The sequence below is a fragment of the Paenibacillus sp. Y930 genome (genome assembly GCF_056786375.1).
Genome location: NZ_JBXCIX010000001.1, coordinates 910,878 through 929,693, shown reverse-complemented (window position 1 = coordinate 929,693; position 18,816 = coordinate 910,878). Strand labels below are relative to the sequence as shown.

The following is an 18,816-nucleotide window of genomic DNA, read 5'->3' as shown; positions in this document are numbered from 1 at the left end:
TTTACAATTGTTTGCATTAATTTTAATGATTCTGTCATATAGTTAAGCTATTGCAGTATTGCTGGACCATTAGTATAGAACGTTACTGCATTGGGGGAAGGCTCATGTCGAAGCAAATATCACCGTATCTTAACCGAGATCTAAGTTGGATTGAATTTAATCGTCGCGTGCTGCAAGAGGCGCAAAATTCAACCAATCCATTATTAGAGAGAGCGAAATTTCTAGCTATTGTAACATCTAATTTGGATGAGTTTATGAGTGTACGTGTTGCAGGGATTCAAGAACAGATTCGAGCAGGGTTAACGAAAATGGACTTTACAGGATATTCACCTGAAGGTTTATGGAAAAGATTGCAAAATCGAACAAAGGGCATCGTACTTGAGCAATATCGTACTTACCGTGATATTGTGAAATGCATGAATAAGGAAAGCATTTTCATTCGTAGCATGGCGGATTTGAATGGTACGCAACAGAAGTGGATAGAGGATTATTATTATAATATTGTGTTTCCTGTATTGACGCCAATGGCTGTAGATCAAAGTAGACCTTTCCCGCATGTTCATACGAAAGAGCTCTATCTTGCTGTATCTTTGCGACATGAACATGAAGGAAATCATGAAGAACCTTTATTTGCGATCCTTCAAGTTCCGAGTATTTTACCGAGATTTATTAACATTCCAGGTCGCGGAAATAGTAAAAAACAAGAATTCATTTTACTAGAAGATGTATTGAAATCTTATATACATACATTATTTAATGGGTATACACCATTTGCAGTAAGTACATTCCGCTTAACGCGTAATGCGGATTTTACACTTGATGAAGAAGGCGCGGAGGATTTATTAGAGGAAATAGAGAAGGAGCTTCGTCGTCGGAAATGGGGAGTTCCAGTTCGTCTTGAAGTTGAGCGAGATATTGAACCATTTGCGCTAACGATGTTAAAGGATGAACTCGAAATCAATGATGGTCTGTTTATGATCGACGGACCGCTTGATCTAAGCTTTTTGATGAAATTCTCTGGCTCTGTTCCAGGTCATGATCAGCTTCGTCATGAGAGGTTTGAGCCACAGTACGCTCAAGAATTTGAAGATACAGAAGATATTATGAGCGTTATCGCTCATAGAGATGTGTTATTGTATCATCCCTATGAATCGTTTGAGCCGGTCAATGAGTTTGTATGGCAAGCGGCACGTGATCCTGAAGTGTTGGCGATTAAGATGACGATGTACCGTGTCAACGGGCAATCATCGCTTGTCAAAGCACTGGAGTATGCGGCAGCAGAGGGCAAACAAGTTACTGTGGTCGTCGAGTTAAAGGCGAGATTTGATGAGGAAAGAAATATTGCTTGGGCAAAGCAATTAGAAAAAGCGGGCTGTCACGTTGTATATGGATTAGTCGGCTTGAAAATACATGTAAAAATATTGCTAGTCGTACGTCGAGAGCAACATGGATTGAAACGTTATATTCATGTTGGAACAGGTAATTACAATGAAGCTACCGCAAAAACATATACAGATATAGGGCTAATGACAAGTAATGATACGATTGGTGCAGATGCTTCAGCGCTCTTCAATGAGGTAACAGGGTATTCCGTGCCGCGTAACTGGGAGGCATTTGCCGTCGCTCCTAACGGTTTGAAGCAAAAGCTAATTAAGTTAATTGATCGGGAAATTGAACATGCACATGCAGGCAAAGAGGCAAAAATCATTGCAAAAATGAACAGTTTATCGAACCAAGAAATGATCAATAAGCTATATGAAGCATCGATTGCAGGTGTGAACATTGAATTGATTATTCGCGGGGTTTGCTGCTTAAAGCCTGAGGTGCCAGGTCTAAGTGAAAATATTAAAGTAATTAGTATTGTTGATCGTTATCTTGAACATTCTCGAATTGTGTATTTCTATAATGACGGTGCCGAAGAAGTATACTTATCAAGTGCTGATTGGATGACGAGAAACCTTGAAAAGCGGGTAGAGTTACTATGCCCAGTATTTGACGATGAGCTGAAAAACACACTAATCGAACTGCTTAAAATGAGTCTTAGCGATAATATAAAAGCTAGACAGCTGAGAATGACTGGTCAATACGAAGTTGTTGAGCGAGAACATGAAGAACCGTTTCGGAGTCAGTATGTTGCGCAGCAGGTGTCAAGATGGAAGGGCTGAGAGGATGTTCAAAACAGCGGACTTTGATAACGATGTGAAGCGTTGTAGCATAGTCGACGTCGAATATGAAACGAACTTGGAAAGTACGGTTCGCATGTACCCATAACGTACATTTGCGCTTCCGCCTTTCTCAAGTAACGTTCCATCTTCTCGGCTTGCGAAAGCTCGTTGTTTTGAACTTCAATTGGAAGCTTCGAGCAATTGGCTGCTTGTGTACTCGTACCGTACACGTTGCTCGGTTTCGTTTCATTGCCTGGGATCACGAAAAAAGCTGTACGAGCTCACCGCATTGTAAGTGGTGAGCTCGTGCAGCTTTTTTTGTTAGGCGAGTGAGCGGACATACGGTCCGCTCGTTTCGCGGATCGGTTCGCATTAGAGCGGTGCAACTATTAATTCGGGCTCCACATTCCATTGCTTTTTGAAATCATGAACTAGCTCTTTCACTTTAAGCTGTTCAATCGATAATTCAGATGTATCGGCATTGGCTTGTATTATCATTTTATCTTCCGTTATTTCTAGATCTATATGGTTAATGCTTTGGGTTTCACTATGATCGAGTGCAGCGGCAAGCTGTAGCAGCATTCCTAATTTACAGATGAGCTCAAGATCCTCATTGCCAATGAGCTCGCTATAATCCTTGAGTTCGTTACGTGTTTTGTTTTTGCTTCGGTAAGATGCAATCGCTGCAACAAGTAATATTTCCTTATGGGATAATCCGTTCAGATGCGAATGGATGATAAGATAGAAGGTATGCTTGCTATAATCATAGTAGTCGATTGTAGCGCCGATGCGATAAAGCTTTGCAGCTGCATCAAGATATAAGGAAAACTGTTCTAAAGTATACGTATCATTGTGAAGCTGCTGCAATAACTGACCTGCTAATGTGCTAACAAGCTCAACATGAGCACGAGGGACAGCTGTATGTAAGGCGATTAGGTTTTGTACACTATATTGCAGTGGATGCTGTAATAGAGGCTGTTCAGGGAAAAATAGTTTATGAAATAAGCCATCTCGTAAGCCGGCACCGCAAATAATATAGTGTGAACCTTGAATATATTGAAAGATTGTAGACAGTACAGCAATTCCTGGAACGATGACATCAGCTCTATCCTTACTTAATCCAGCTTCCTTTTTACGTTTGTCCTGTGGCAGTTGACTTAAATGTTGAAAGAGCTCTTCAACTTGCTGGGTTGGAATAGGATAGTTATGTGTTTTCGTGAATGGGTAATGTTCAGCTGCTTGATGAATTTTACATAATGAACGTGCAGTTCCACCAACTGCGATAAGTGGTAGCTCTGCATACTGTGAAATCCAGTGATGTTTATTCAACTCAGTTATAACATCTTGCTGCATAGATTGTAGCTGTTGATCACTTAATCCTTGCTGACTATCGTACTTTTTATTGAAGCTTACACAGCCGAACGAAAAGGAGAACGAGTGAACGATTTTTCGGTTAAGAAATAATGTGAGCTCGGAGGAGCCACCTCCAATATCAAGTAAAAAGCCGTCTTGGATAGTTAATGAATTGGCCATACCGAGGAAGCCATATTCCGCTTCCTCTTCACCAGTAAGTATTCGAATTTGCAGTCCAGTAGCGTCATATATCCGCTCAATGATCACCTGCTGATTGGTCGCATTACGAATAGCCGCTGTTGCGATTGGAACAAGTGAAACGAGCTTATGCTGTGAAGAAAGTAATGTGAATATTTGCAGTGTTTCAATGAGATCATTGATTCCAGCATCATTAAGCTCGCCGTGCTCGTTGACTTTACTGCTTAGTCGTGCGGAGCGCTTATTACCATCAACGACGCGGTGTGCACCATTGTCTGTCTTTTCATATATTACAAGTCGAATGGAATTCGATCCGATATCGATAATGCCATAACGTTGTGTCATAATTTCCTCCCACGTAACCATCATTATTACTTGCTCATAAGTTTATCACAATATGACGAAGCTTTTTATTTTCTTTATTATAAATGTTCACATTTCTTTAAGAATTAATACGAAGTGTGATATAATGTACAAGCTATGAAAATACATACTGATTCAATATATCAATGATAGCGATAAAGCATTTTTATCCTCGTTATTGTTCACTTTTCTGACAAAATCCTATATCATTGAATTTAGTGGTTATAGGTTAGTCCGATTTTCTAGCACTCATTCAATAATAAAGGAGAGGGAACGATGACAGCAACAAAAGGTCTTGAAGGTATTGTAGCAGCACAATCATCCATCAGTTCTATTATTGATGGGATTTTGACATACCGTGGAATTAATATCGATGATCTCGCTGAGCATGCATCATTTGAAGAAGTTGCCTACTTACTATGGTACGGTAAATTGCCAAATCGTGCAGAACTAGCAGATTTGCAACAAAACCTAGATAAGTATGCAGCTATTCCAGCGGAAGTCATTGAAGGAATTAAGTTATATCCTAAAGATACAAATTCAATGGCAGCACTTCGTACTGCAGTTTCAAGTCTTGCACTTTATGATACGTCAAGTAATGAAATGTCTCCATCAGCGAACATACTGAAAGCGATTAAATTACAAGCACAGCTACCTACAATTGTAGCCGCTTTTGCTCGTATTCGTGAAGGGAAAGAACCTATTGCTCCCAAGCAAGGTGTTTCTATCGCTCACAATTTCTTATATATGTTAACTGGTGAAGAGCCTGCAGACGTTGCCGTGAGAGCACTAGACCAAGCGCTAGTTCTTCATGCCGATCATGAATTGAATGCTTCTACCTTTGCTGCACGTGTAACTGTTGCGACTCTATCTGATATTTATTCTGGTGTTACTTCTGCTATTGGAGCTTTGAAAGGACCACTTCATGGTGGTGCCAACGAGGCTGTAATGGTTATGCTAGAGGAAATCGGCTCCAAACAAAATGTGAATGCTTATATTGAAAAAGCTCTAGCAAATAAAGTGAAAATTATGGGCTTTGGTCATCGTGTATACAAAAATGGTGATCCTCGTGCAAAACATTTACAAAAAATGTCTTATGAGCTTGGTAAACTTACAGGAAATATGGAACTATATGAAATGTCAGTACAAATCGAGGAGCTTGTTACAGGTCAAAAAGGCTTAAAGCCGAATGTAGACTTCTATTCAGCTTCCGTCTATACAGCTTTACAAATTCCCCGTGATTTGTTCACGCCGATATTCGCAATTAGCCGTGTATCTGGTTGGAGTGCTCACATTCTTGAGCAGTACGAGAATAACCGTTTAATTCGTCCTCGTGCAGAGTATGTTGGGCCTGTTGGCGCAACATATATTAGCATCGATAAGAGGTAGTTCAAAAAGCGGACTTTGATAACGATGCGTATGCTGACGTAGCATATTCGACATCGAATATGAAGCGAACTTGGAAAGTACGGTTCGCGTGTACCAATAACGTACACTTGCGCTTCCGCCTTTCTCAAGTAGCGCGTCATCTTCTTGGCTTTCGAAAGCCCGCTTTTTGAACCTTTATTATAATGAGGTAGTTCAACCAGCACTAAAATATAGATTTAACCAATTTTAAGGAGGATTTTATTACATGTCACTATTTGAAAAATTCGCTATGCCTACTGAGGGCGAGAAAATTACAATCGAGAACGGTACACTTCAAGTTCCAAATCAACCGATTATTCCATTCATCGAAGGTGACGGAACTGGTCGTGACATTTGGGCAGCGTCCAAACGTGTACTTGATGCAGCTGTTGCAAAAGCATATAACGGCGACAAAAAAATCGCTTGGTACGAAGTATTTGCTGGTGAAAAAGCATTCAACGGTTATGGAGAATGGCTACCTGCTGATACACTAACTGCAATTCGCGAATACATCGTAGCGATCAAAGGACCTCTTACTACACCAATAGGTGGCGGTATCCGTTCATTGAACGTTGCACTTCGTCAAGAGCTTGACCTATACACTTGTATCCGCCCTGTTCGTTACTTTGATGGTGTTCCTTCACCAGTTAAACGCCCTGAGCTTGTAGATATGGTTATTTTCCGTGAAAATACAGAAGATATCTATGCAGGCATCGAGTACCAAGAAGGTTCGGCTGAAGTTAAGAAAGTAATCGAATTCCTACAAAAAGAAATGAATGTTAAAAATATTCGTTTCCCTGAAACTTCTGGTATCGGTATTAAGCCAGTATCTGCTGAAGGTTCAAAACGTCTTGTTCGCGCTGCGATTGAGTATGCAATTAAACATGACCGTAAAACAGTAACACTAGTTCATAAAGGTAATATCATGAAATTCACTGAGGGTGCGTTCAAAACTTGGGGCTATGAAGTAGCTGAGCAAGAATTTGCTGAGCAAACATTCACTTGGGATCAATATGATCGTATCAAAGCAGCTGAAGGCGTAGATGCGGCTAATGCTGCTCAATCAGCAGCTGAAGCGGCTGGTAAAATTATTGTTAAAGATGCGATTGCTGATATTGCACTTCAACAAGTTCTAACTCGTCCAACTGACTTTGATGTTATCGCAACGCTTAACTTGAATGGTGACTACCTATCCGATGCACTTGCTGCACAAGTTGGTGGTATCGGTATCGCTCCAGGAGCGAACATTAATTACTTGACAGGTCATGCAATTTTCGAAGCAACTCACGGTACTGCTCCGAAGTATGCGGATAAAGACGTAGTTAACCCAGGTTCTGTTATTCTTTCTGGCGTAATGCTGCTTGAGCACCTAGGCTGGCAGGAAGCTGCTGACCTTATCTACAAAGGTATGGAAACATCAATTAATAACAAAACAGTTACTTATGACTTTGCACGTCTAATGGAAGGCGCTACAGAAGTGAAGTGTTCTGAGTTCGCTAACCAAATCATTAGCAACCTCTAAAAGGTAGTTCAAAAAGCAGACTTTGATAACGATGAGTATGCGTTGTAGCTTAGTCGGCGTCGAATATGAAGCTAATTTTGGAAAGTGCGGTTCGCATGTACCAATAACGTACACTTGCGCTTCCACCTTTCAAAAATTTTCTCCATCTTCTCGGTTCTGAAAGCCCGCTTTTTGAACCTTTATTGGAATAGGTAGTTCAAAACTATAATATATTGCTTGAATAGCATTCAAACAGAGAGAGCCATTTGGGCTCTCTTTGTTTACATAAATCATTACATATGAAAAACTAAGTGTATGCTTTCGATGAGATTTTTCAAATACACAGTAGTAACTCGTGAAGTATATAAAAAATTTTAGGAGGTTTAATGACAATGGCCATTACACGTAAAAAAATCTCGGTTGTTGGTGCTGGCTTTACAGGCGCTACGGCAGCATTAATGCTCGCTCAAAAAGAACTTGGAGATATCGTATTAGTTGATATTGCACCTCTTGAAAACCCTACAAAAGGCAAAGCGCTAGATATGCTTGAAGCGACTCCTGTTATGGGCGTGGATGCTAATATTACAGGCACTGCTAACTATGAAGATACGAAAGATTCGGATATCGTTATTATTACTGCCGGTATTGCTCGTAAGCCTGGGATGAGCCGTGATGATCTAGTTAACACCAATGCAGCTATTGTGAAGTCTGTATGTGAGAACATTAAAGCGACTAGCCCTAATGCTTACGTACTTATTTTAAGCAATCCTGTTGATGCAATGACCTACACTGCTTACCAAACACTTGGTTTCCCGAAAAATCGCGTAATTGGTCAATCTGGTGTGCTTGACACAGCTCGTTATTGCACATTTATCGCCCAGGAGCTTAATGTATCGGTTGAAGATGTTCGTGGCTTCGTGCTTGGCGGTCATGGTGACGATATGGTACCTCTTGTTCGTTATTCTAACGTTGCAGGTATTCCAATCGAGAAATTGATCCCTGCTGATCGTATCGCAGCCATTGTGCAACGCGCTCGTGTTGGTGGTGGCGAAATCGTTAACCTACTTGGTAACGGTAGTGCTTACTACGCACCTGCTGCAGCGCTTGTTCAAATGGCGGAAGCTATTTTGAAAGATAAGAAACGAATCATTCCAGTCATTGCTTACTTAGAAGGTGAGTATGGTTATAACGACTTATTCATCGGTGTTCCAGCTGTTCTTGGTGGCGACGGGATTGAGAAAATTATTGAACTTGAGCTTACTGCAGAAGAACAAGCTGCGCTAAATAAATCTGCCGACTCTGTAGCAGCTGTTATCGAGGTTGTGAAATCAGGTCTAGATATCTAATTACTGCAATGAATAAGGTCTTATCGATGGTATAGAAAACATAGAGAATGAATCTCTATCATTTCTACATCGGCAAGGCCTTTTATTGTGTTAATATAGATAAATAGCAATAAATATGAGGTGAACGAAAGAATGAATCAAGTACAAGCTGTGCTCAAAAAAGTATATGGTTTTGATGAGTTTCGACCTGGACAAGAAGATATTTTACATAGCATATTGAATGGACAAGATACATTAGCTATTCTTCCAACAGGTGGCGGTAAGTCGATCTGCTACCAGATTCCAGCAATGATACTGCCTGGAACAACACTTGTCATTTCTCCTTTAATATCGTTGATGAAGGATCAAGTGGATGCGTTACACCGCCTTGGTGTAGCTGCTGCTTATTTGAATAGTTCTTTAAGTGCCGAGCAATATAGAAATACGTTGCGTAATGCATTTAACGGGGAGTATCAGTTATTATATATTGCGCCAGAGCGATTTGACGCACCGATGTTCCAGCAATTAACCGAGCATCTTACGATTCCACTTATCGCGATTGATGAAGCGCACTGTGTATCCCAGTGGGGTCATGATTTTAGACCGAGTTATCGTCAGCTGGCATTAGCGATCTCAAGCATGAAGGATCGACCGATTGTAGCGGGCTTTACGGCAACAGCGACAACAGAAGTTGCTGAAGATATCGTTCAAATGCTGGCGTTACAAAATCCTGCGCAATATGTGACTGGCTTCGCTAGACCTAATCTATCGTTGTCGGTAGTAACAGGTGTGAATAAGTATAGCTTCTTGGGTGACTTCCTCAAAGAGCGTGAGCAGCAATCGGGTATTGTCTATACGGCAACCCGTAAAGAAGCTGAGGCTGTACATGAACGGCTCGTAGAGACTGGTTTTAGTGCTGAGCTATACCATGGCGGTTTGTCTGATCAAGCTCGGATGCAAGCACAAGAGAAATATCGTTTTGATGATAGTAAAATTATCGTTGCGACAAACGCATTTGGGATGGGGATAGATAAGCCGAATGTGCGCTATGTGTTGCACTGGCAGATGCCTGGCGATGTTGAGTCCTATTATCAAGAAGCAGGCAGAGCAGGACGTGACGGTGAAGAGAGTGAATGTATTTTGCTGTTCGAAGCGAGTGATCTTCATATTCAACGCTTTTTGATTGAGCAAGGTATGGGGGATGAATCGCGAAAATCAGTACAAGCAGCCAAGCTCCATACGATGATGAACTACTGTCGTACCGATCAATGCTTGCAACAATATATTGTTGACTATTTCGGTGAAAGATCAGTTACTCCATGTGGTAAATGTAGTAGTTGTCTCGATACGAGTGAGAAGATTGATCGTTCATTAGATGCTAAAATGGCTTTGTCCTGTGTTGGAAGAATGAAAGGTCGCTTTGGTGTAACGATGGCTGCAAAAGTATTGAAAGGCTCGCAAGATAAACGATTACTCGCTTCAAGATTAGATCAATTAACTACGTATGGATTAATGCGTCATTATGCAGAGAAAGAAATTGCAGATTGGTTGAACTGGCTAGTTGCCGAGCAATACTTAGTGCTAAGTGACGGCCAATATCCCGTTGTTAATGTGACCGAGCGAGCATTATCTGTTCTAAATGGTACAGAAGAAGTGTGGCAGCGTCGTAGAGGTAAAGTGAAGCAATTGCTAGCGAACTCGTCACAAGATGCCTCACCTATTTTTGCAAAGCTAAAAGCATGGCGTAAGGAGCAGGCGACGAAGGAGAACATTCCACCATTTATGATTTTCTCCGATGCAACATTACGCCTTATTGCCGAAGCACAGCCACTGAATATCGAACAGCTATTGGATGTAAAAGGTATAGGACAAGCTAAAGCTGCAAAATATGGCGAAGCTGTAATGACGCAGTATAGTAAGCAGGAAGCAGAAGCGGTCGAGGAGCTTGATCTTGCCGAGCTTGCCTTGCAGCATCAACGCGTAGCTCGTCAAGCATCTACGGAGTCTAGTCATCTTGTTAGCTATGAAAACTTTGTAGCGGGAAGCTCAATTGAACAAATTGCTATTGATCGTGAGCTCTCGCAGCAAACTGTTGAGAAGCATATATTACGGGCAGCTGAGGAAGGTCACCCATTAGATTGGGAGACCATGCTATCTTCCGAGGACGAAGCGCTCATTATAGCAGTGCTTCCCGAGGTAGATGCTAGTTTGCTTAGAAATATTAAGGAAGCATTACCTGATCGGATTAATTACTTCCAAATTCAAGTAGCGTTGACGAAACGGAGTTTGCAATAAATTATAGCTATATGGGATATGAAAGCGGTATACATTTTGGTACACTAGCATTATAATTGCTGCTTAGTGAAAGAAGTGCGGCATCATGTAGTTAAAGATTAGATTCGGGGGTAACGTACATGAAGGGGCATACACCACAAATTATTACATTTGGAGAAACGATGGCATTATTTATGCCAGAGCAGAATCATTCTATTGAAAGAGCTGAGAAGCTACAGCAAGGCTTCGGTGGAGCTGAAAGTAATGTTGCCATCGGACTAGCAAGATTAGGTGTCGATGTAGGCTGGTTTAGTAAGCTGGGAGAAGATCCATTTGCTTCACGTATCGTGAAAACGATTCGTGGTGAAGGGGTCGATGTATCGCGTGTAGCATACTCTGACGAGGCGTCGACAGGGATGATGCTTCGCGAATTAATATGCGGGAAAGTAGCTGTTCATTATTTCCGTAAACATTCGGCTGCAAGTACGATATCTGTTGATGATCTTGACGAAGAGTATATTCGTGGTGCGCAAATCCTTCATGTTACCGGTATTACACCGGCACTTAGCGAGAACTGTAAGCAAGCTGTTTTCCATGCTGTAACTATCGCGAAGCAAGCGGGAGTGAAGGTGAGCTTTGATCCTAACTTGAGATTAAAGCTATGGAGTATTGAAGAAGCAAGAGAGGTCATTCTACCTTTAGCAGAGCAGGCAGATTATTTCCTACCTGGCTGGGATGAGCTGAAACTACTATACAATACAGCAGATGCTACTTTTATTGATCAGAAGCTACATGCATTGAATGGTATTAGTATCGTTAAAGGTAAAGGTGACGGCAATGTGATCTATGAGAATGGGGAGCAGGTTGAAGTTCCGTTCTATCCTGCTGAACAAGTTGTTGATACGGTGGGGGCAGGGGACGCGTTCTGTGCTGGCTTCCTAGCGGGCATAGCGAAAGGTCTCTCGTCATTGGAAGCCGTTCGGATTGCAAGTGTTACTGGCTCGATCGTCGTCCAAACACATGGAGATTGGGAAGCACTTCCGACTTGGAGAGATGTGGAGCGTCGTCTGTCCGCACAGGAATGGATTGAGAGGTAGTTCAAAAAGCGGACTTTGATAACGATGATTAGGCTTCGTAGCTTAGTCGCGTCGAATATGAAGTTAATTTGGAAAGTACGGTTCGCATGTACCAACTACGTACACTTGCGCTTCCGCCTTTCGAAAATTAACTCCATCTTCTCGGTTCTGAAAGCCCGCTTTTTGAACCTCTATTGGAAGGGTAGTTCAAAACTAACATGACCTAACGGCCACCACCAGAAATGAGTCTTTATGGGAAGACACCGTGCAAAAAGGCTCAATTCCACAATAAGGAATTGGGCCTTTTTGGCAGCTGTAGCTAGTCGCTTTCGAGCTTGGAACAACGATTACGTGGCATCCCCTAGCTGCTGCCTTTCAATCTATAGCAGTTTCATATATAGTAAAGTGTAGCTTGTACCTAAATGTTGTTTAGCCAAGTGCAAGTTGAACAAACTACATCAGGTTGATGCTTACGAAGTGACTTTTTATCACGAAGAAGTATCGCAAGTAGCTACAAAAAGTTTTAGGAGGCGAAATTCTATGGGGAATGAACATTCTACTACATCCAAAAGAAAAGATGAGCATATATCGATTTGTCTGCAAGAAGATGTTCAGGCAGCAGGAATTAGTACTGGACTAGAGCAATGGAGATTCAAACATAATCCGCTTCCTAATATAGATTTTCAAACGATCGATCTCGCTACAACGGTATTCAACAAAAAAGTAGCAACACCATTGTTAATAAGCTCGATGACAGGCGGTACAGAGCTTGCAGCTCGAATTAATATGCAGCTAGCAGCTGCTGCCCAGGAGCGAGGCTGGTCACTTGCGCTAGGCTCGATGCGTGCTGCGATTGAGAATGAGGAGCTCGCATATAGCTTTCAGATGCGGAAATACGCCCCATCAATTCCGATTATCGCTAATATTGGATTAGTACAATTGAATTATGGAGTTACAAGTGAGCAATGTCTTCGCTTAGTAGAATTGGCTGAAGCTGATGCGCTAGTATTCCATATGAATAGTATGCAAGAAGTGTTTCAGCCTGAAGGCGATACGAATTTCTCTAATCTTCTAGGGAAGTTGGAGAAGTTAATAAAGCAAACTGACATAGCGATTGGTGTGAAAGAAGTAGGCTGGGGGATAGATGGAGAGACAGCGAAAGCACTCCAAAACATTGGAGTACAATTTATCGATGTTGCCGGAGCGGGTGGCACTTCATGGAGCCAAGTTGAGCGGTATCGCACATCATCCAAAATCCAATATGCTGCTGCAAGTAGCTTTGCTGACTGGGGCTTGAGTACAGCAGACAGCATTAGAGAGGTATCAGCGGAGGCAAGTCAATGCCTTATTATTGGAAGTGGGGGCTTGCATACGGGAGTTGATGCAGCTAAAGTAATAGCTTTAGGAGCACGTATGGCAGGTTTTGGTCGTACCTTGCTTCATCATGCTGTTCAGCCGATCGATGATGATCATCTCCCTATTCAGCATATAAGTAATGCCAAGCAGCTCTCGTTATTGGAACAGATGGAGAAGCTAGAATATGAATTGAAAGTAGCGATGTTTGGCATTGGTGCTAGTACGATCTCACAATTAGAAAAGCATGACCGACTTATCCGCCAATAAGTTAGTCATGCTTTTTTGTACCAGTTATTATCTTAATAAACCAGCTCCTCGAGTTTTCATTGTCGTATCAATTTCGAATGTTAACTTTTCGTAAATGCTCGGCCAATTTTCATCAAAATCGTCGAGATCATATATTGCCCGATATCTTAGCCCGAAGCCAAAGGGATCGATGCCTGCTGCTTGTATTTTTGAAAGTAGTTGTTCACTTTTATCTGAATAGGCATCTTGTAGCTCGATAAGTATTTTCTTGTGGTTTGTAGCATCTTCTTGAATAGGAATTTCCTCGAAAGTAACAGCCTGCTTAATTTTCATTTTAACGGTAGGCTGCTCCTCATTGGAAATGGTATATTTAGTTTTCATACTATTTAAGGCGATCACATATGGCGGGCTTGGAAATGAACCGTACACCTTTGTAATTTTGAGATGCCCTGACAATTGGTTGAAGAGCTGTGATTCCTCGGGTGTTAAAATAAGCATAATCTTCTCTTTGTTCAATAAAGCAATTCGGTTGATGATATAAGTCGTATCGTTTTGAATTTCAACCATGGGCAGTATCGGATCAAGTCCCTTTTCGTTGATTCTGCGGAATAGATCGGTCAAAAGTTCAACGTAGGTGTATGATGATTCGGTCGCATCATGACTGAAAAATAGGTTCAAGGAATTACCAGGAAAACGTTCGACCATAGGCTGTTTGGAAATGACTTCCTCAGCGCTAGGCGTACCAATGCCAAGCGCGGCAACATTTTGAATGTCTCTCCGTCTTGACATCCAGTAGACAACGTTCTGTATATTTCGATTAGCCATTTCTTCCCCAATTAGAAATACATTACAGTGTCCAAAATCTATTTCCTTATCGACTTGTGACTTCAGTAAGCGTACGCCTTCAGCAATGGTTTCACTATTAATTGTCTCCACTTGCGTTTTGGAATTACCGGGATCGATGCTAACCGAGGGTACAGCTAATTTAATAGTAATCCGATAAGGTTTCTCATCATCACCTGAATAGTCAATGCCTGTACCGACAACAAAATACCGTTTATCAATATCTTTGAATCCACATCCACTCAGTAATAATATACAAAGTAGATTGATCATTAGCGTGCTAAGAAGTAGCTTTTTACTCATACTTTCTCACCTTTTTCCTGCTTAGAACAAAGATCCAAGTCGTTGTTATCATTTCAGAGAACATTCTATAGATTAGAAAATAAGCTGTGAATTTCACCATAGTGTCATCGTTTATTTTTAACGCTGCAAAAAAGGTTACAATGATAATACAACCCGCTATAATATAGCTGCGCAGCGGTGTCTTTGATTCGTTAGGGTTAACGACATTGTTAGGGATTATTGTTCTTATGTACTCTATAACCATATGCCAGCCAACCATTGTAAACGTCAATGAGAGATTAATAAGCACAATTAAGAAAACAAATAACATCCGTTCGATAAAGCCATACATCATTCGCGTTGAATCGGTAGTTGCACTCCATAGAAAGATATAGTCGGCTACCGTTTCCGTTCCATGTATCCCAATAGGAACGAAATAGGATATTAACAGTATAATAAACGCGATAATAGGATACGACCAAATATATTTGAATTTGAAATTAGGCGGTAATATTCGGTTGAATAATCCCATATTCAAATATCCGGTAAATACAAAGCTAGCGGCAGCAAACGAGAGCATCGTAGGGAAATGACCAATATGGTTGACAATAACGTGGACAGCATCCCAATTCATTAACGGATTTTTGATTGTTTTGTACATAACGAAAGCTATAACTGGAATACTTAGGAGCAATGATATCTCTAATATAAAAGCAATGCTTACCGTTGAACGAGTTGCCGCATATGCACAAATAATCATTAATAGCATAAGCATGACGTACTGATTAGCATCGGGATTCAAAAAGCTAGTGATGATTACCGCATATATGGAAATAGCAATAGCTCCTGCGATCCCAATGAGTATTGCTTTATAGGCGATAGTAATATTAACAACCCATTTAGGATAAAAGAGAGCAAATATTTCTGGCAATCCTTTTCCGGGGAATTTGGATAAGCTCGAAGTGAACATATATAGAAAGAGATAACCAAAAATCGGACTAAGAATAATCGACATAACCGCACCGTTGTAGCGATCCATAGTCAGATAATATGGTATAAGTAATATCAAGTTTGTAAAGCAAACGATAAAGTAGTTGTAGAAAAAGTAACGGTTCATTATGCACCTGCCTGTCCAATATCTCCTTCTTGCGGAGTGAATTTACCTCGAAATCTAAAATAATACTCGCCAAAGCTTCTCATGCTACACAAATATACAATGTAGAAGTATAGCCCGACACACACTCCAGACAATCCGAAGAATATGGCAATAATAATAATCGGATATTTCAAAAATCTAACCGCCAATGTCATGGAATATACAGGGAGTACAAAATTACTAATCGCCATTAATGAAGTGACAATAATCATTACGCTACTGACTAATCCTGCTTGTTGAATCGCACTTCCGAGTATAAGACCACCGACAGTTGTAGATGCTGGTCCGATGAATCTTGGAATACGAATACTTGATTCCAATAGCATTTCAATCATAATCAGCATAATAAATACTTCAATGAACGAAGGATAAGGCACAACTGATCGACTGGCAACAAGCGAGAAGGCTAATTGGAGCCGGAATATTTCAGGGTTATATGATAAGACAGCAATGTAGAGTCCTGGTAGCGACACTGTAATGAACAGCGCAATATACCGTATTATAATAAGCAATCGAGTCATCCAAAAGGACTCATAATGATCTTCAACGGCGTGAATAAAGTCGAAGAAGGTTACTGGTAATATGAGCGCGTATTGCGAACCTTTTAGAACAAGAATAATTTTTCCAAGTGACAATGCTCGCGAAATACGATCTACTCTCTCAGTCATAAGTAATGTAGGGAATAACTGATATTTTTTGCTGGAAAGTAAACGTTCCAGTTCTCCAGTTGAATTAATGAGATCCAAGTGAATAGCATCAAGCTTACTCATAACATCTTTTAAAGTATTCTGATTTGCTTTTCTTTGGTCATACAAAATATAGAGACTAGTTTGAGATATTGTACCAATTTGCATTTGATTAATAGTAAGCTCAGGCGACATATAGGCATTGCGTATAAGATTAAGCGCAATGGTAGGGTCTTCGCTAATGGAATGTTGTGGAGCACGAATACTACTTTCCACTTGGGTTGGGGGTGCTTCATTATATTTATATTGCATTGCGTCAAATGCATAAATAATGTTTTGATGTTCAATTAAAGCCTGGCCTCTTAACATGAGATCGACCCAGCTAGCAGGGTCTTCGACAATATAGAAGTTGGAATTAGATTGAAATAAGCTGGCGATAGGGTATTCATTTTTGGAGAACGGGACGGTAATAAAATTATGAATCTTTCCTTCATCAACTAGCGGCAAGTAGAATGCAAGTTCGATCTTCTGCTTATTAATCGGATGAGTTAGTTCCTTCTGAATAAGATCTTCCGATGGAGATAATATAATTTTTAATCGTTCGAGCATCATACTCACCCTTTTCCAAATAGTTAGAGGTAGTATGCGCTATATTTTCAAAACTATGCTAAAATGACCGTGATTATATAAGCTACGTAAAAACGGATGTAGAGGATTGGAGAGAGTAGGATGGAACAATTGTGGCAACGACAAACCGAATATATTATTCAAATAAAAGTGTCTGTCCCATTTTCTTTGAAATGGGTTAATAGCTATATTATATTAGAACAAACGGGCTATACGATTATTGATCCAGGCTTAAAAACGGATGAGAGTATTGCTGTATGGATGCAAGTGCTTTCTGAGTTGGAGTTGGAGTGGGAAGATTGTGTGAAAATCGTTATAACACATCAGCATCCAGATCATTTTGGATTAGCAGGGTTTGTTCAGCAGCTAAGCGGGGCGCCTGTTTATATGACGGAGGAAGCCTATCAATATACGCTGAAGCTATGGGGCGATGATCGTGCGCATTATGAGCGTGCTATGTCAGCGCTCTTGCAGATGCATAGTGTACCTGTACCTGTTGAACAAGCAATATTGCTCAATTTACAACAGTTTCAATCTAGAGTAGAGCCATTTCCGGCAGTTACATATATTGTAGCAGGTTATCAGATTGAGCTAGGTAATAGCAAATGGGAGATTATTGAAACAAAAGGTCACGCTTATGGACAAGTTATGTTCTATGAACGAGGACAACAAATCATTATCTGCGGGGATCAGGTGCTACCACGAATTACGCCGCATGTTGGTGTCATTCCAGGAGAGGACAAAGATGTGCTACATGAATTTATTATAAATTTGCAGCAAATCGCTGAGCTTGACGTAAAGCTTGCACTGCCAGGACATCGCGAGCCCTTTGAGCAATTTTCGCAAAGAATTTATGAAATTATTGCTCATCATGAACGTCGTCTTGAAAAAATCGAGCAATATGTGATCGAGCAACAGGCAGTAGATGCTTACACATGCTGCGAATGGATATTTGGTACTCAACTTCGTCAAAATGCTCATAATATGCGTTTTGCTTTAACTGAAATCATTGCCCATTTGGAGGAATTAGTGCGACAATGTCGGATTAAGTCTTTATTGAAAGACCATAAAATAATTTATATGAGCATGGCTGATTAGCTGTATGGATTGTTATACCAATATTAATACTGTGGAATAGCTTCATAGTAATGAAAAGGGATTTTTCCTGTAAAAAAGAAGGAATCGATATGAATCGATCCCTTCTTTTTTATAGTTATTTATCTATTGCATGAGCCTAAGTAAGTAGTTAGTCTAACGGAGGTGTTGTTGCACCTTCACGTTCGGCTTGTTTGCGATGTGCATAACGACTCGCAGCAGAAGCAGCAATTGCACCAACAATATCGTCAAGGAATGTATGAACATCTTTGCCGTTCTTTTCGTTAAGCGTTTTTAGAATACCAGGTTTTAATTTATCAACATAGCCAAAGTTAGTGAATCCGATACTTCCGTACACATTGACAATTGATAAAGCTAAAATTTCATCACAGCCATAAAGGCCCTCGTCATGCTCAATCATTTCTTGAAGCGGGGAAATTAGTTTTCCTTCTTCTGCTAAAATGTCCAATTGAATTCCTGTTAAAACAGCATTTTGCACTTCGCGCTTGGACAGTACAGCTTCAACATGAACAATACAATCCTCCACGGTTAAGTCAGTTGAATAGTCTTTTTGCAGAAAATGGACGAGCTCAGCAATATGAGCTGTCGTTATTCCTCGTTCTTCTAATAGTTTATATGTCGCCTGCGCAACAGCATTACTATTCAAACTATATTTTCCTGTGTATAACATATCAAAACCTCCTAAAACTTTTAATTGGCCTACTTGATATACTTCATGTTAATAAAAAGTCACTTCGTAAGCATTAAATAAACTTTTTGTAGCCTTCTGGGTTGCTTCATTGGAACAAAAAGTAGCAACGGAAGCATAAGCTAAACTCTCGTTTTTTACTTGCTTTACTTCA

At 40.6% G+C, this 18,816-nt stretch carries 13 protein-coding genes; 8 read left to right on the top strand and 5 right to left on the bottom strand.

The genetic code is table 11. The features are described from left to right. Window positions 1–104 precede the first annotated feature (104 nt). Window positions 105–2,165 carry a polyphosphate kinase 1 gene (ppk1, locus tag AC1TO5_RS04400; RefSeq protein ID WP_482061556.1) on the top strand — a complete coding sequence of 687 codons (2,061 nt, stop codon included), beginning with the start codon at window positions 105–107 and terminating at the stop codon, window positions 2,163–2,165. 372 nt (window positions 2,166–2,537) lie between these two features. On the opposite strand, the gene AC1TO5_RS04395 is transcribed toward ppk1, so the two are convergent. Beyond that, window positions 2,538–4,085: a Ppx/GppA phosphatase family protein gene (locus tag AC1TO5_RS04395; protein ID WP_482061555.1), complete on the bottom strand. Its 1,548-nt coding sequence runs from the start codon at window positions 4,083–4,085 to the stop codon at window positions 2,538–2,540. Window positions 4,086–4,355: 270 nt separating this feature from the next. Between AC1TO5_RS04395 and citZ the strand changes: the two genes are divergently transcribed. The 6 genes from citZ (at window position 4,356) to fni (ending at window position 13,285) form a co-directional block, all read left to right on the top strand. After that, the gene (gene citZ / locus AC1TO5_RS04390; RefSeq protein ID WP_482061554.1) at window positions 4,356–5,468 is read left to right on the top strand and encodes a citrate synthase; all 1,113 of its coding nucleotides are present in this window, start codon (window positions 4,356–4,358) and stop codon (window positions 5,466–5,468) included. Between the two features lie 244 nt (window positions 5,469–5,712). Beyond that, window positions 5,713–7,008 carry an NADP-dependent isocitrate dehydrogenase gene (gene icd / locus AC1TO5_RS04385; RefSeq protein ID WP_482061553.1) on the top strand — a complete coding sequence of 432 codons (1,296 nt, stop codon included), beginning with the start codon at window positions 5,713–5,715 and terminating at the stop codon, window positions 7,006–7,008. 371 nt (window positions 7,009–7,379) lie between these two features. After that, window positions 7,380–8,333 (top strand): malate dehydrogenase, encoded by a 954-nt coding sequence (gene mdh / locus AC1TO5_RS04380; RefSeq protein ID WP_482061552.1) that lies wholly within the window; start codon window positions 7,380–7,382, stop codon window positions 8,331–8,333. 132 nt (window positions 8,334–8,465) lie between these two features. Further along, window positions 8,466–10,607, top strand: coding sequence for a DNA helicase RecQ (gene recQ, locus AC1TO5_RS04375; RefSeq protein WP_482061551.1), 2,142 nt, complete (start codon window positions 8,466–8,468; stop codon window positions 10,605–10,607). A gap of 119 nt (window positions 10,608–10,726) precedes the next feature. Beyond that, window positions 10,727–11,683 (top strand): sugar kinase, encoded by a 957-nt coding sequence (locus AC1TO5_RS04370; protein ID WP_482061550.1) that lies wholly within the window; start codon window positions 10,727–10,729, stop codon window positions 11,681–11,683. Between the two features lie 519 nt (window positions 11,684–12,202). Further along, the gene (gene fni / locus AC1TO5_RS04365) at window positions 12,203–13,285 is read left to right on the top strand and encodes a type 2 isopentenyl-diphosphate Delta-isomerase (RefSeq protein ID WP_482061549.1); all 1,083 of its coding nucleotides are present in this window, start codon (window positions 12,203–12,205) and stop codon (window positions 13,283–13,285) included. 27 nt (window positions 13,286–13,312) lie between these two features. On the opposite strand, the gene AC1TO5_RS04360 is transcribed toward fni, so the two are convergent. The 3 genes from AC1TO5_RS04360 to AC1TO5_RS04350 are packed head-to-tail and all read right to left on the bottom strand — an operon-like array spanning window position 13,313 to window position 16,843. Then, on the bottom strand, window positions 13,313–14,410 hold the full coding sequence (locus AC1TO5_RS04360; RefSeq protein WP_482061548.1) for a Ger(x)C family spore germination protein: 1,098 nt from the start codon (window positions 14,408–14,410) through the stop codon (window positions 13,313–13,315). Next, a complete protein-coding gene (locus AC1TO5_RS04355) occupies window positions 14,403–15,506 on the bottom strand; it encodes a GerAB/ArcD/ProY family transporter (protein ID WP_482061547.1) in 1,104 nt (367 codons plus the stop codon). Before AC1TO5_RS04355 ends, AC1TO5_RS04360 begins: the two co-directional genes overlap by 8 nt. After that, complete coding sequence (locus tag AC1TO5_RS04350; RefSeq protein ID WP_482061546.1) at window positions 15,506–16,843, bottom strand: spore germination protein; 1,338 nt, start codon at window positions 16,841–16,843, stop codon at window positions 15,506–15,508. The genes AC1TO5_RS04355 and AC1TO5_RS04350 overlap by 1 nt, the downstream gene beginning before the upstream one ends. Before the next feature lie 117 nt (window positions 16,844–16,960). Between AC1TO5_RS04350 and AC1TO5_RS04345 the strand changes: the two genes are divergently transcribed. After that, a complete protein-coding gene (locus tag AC1TO5_RS04345) occupies window positions 16,961–17,956 on the top strand; it encodes an MBL fold metallo-hydrolase (RefSeq protein ID WP_482061545.1) in 996 nt (331 codons plus the stop codon). Between the two features lie 148 nt (window positions 17,957–18,104). Here the strand turns inward: AC1TO5_RS04345 and AC1TO5_RS04340 are convergent, their stop codons facing one another. After that, window positions 18,105–18,644, bottom strand: coding sequence for a phosphatidylglycerophosphatase A family protein (locus tag AC1TO5_RS04340; protein ID WP_482061544.1), 540 nt, complete (start codon window positions 18,642–18,644; stop codon window positions 18,105–18,107). Window positions 18,645–18,816 lie beyond the last annotated feature (172 nt).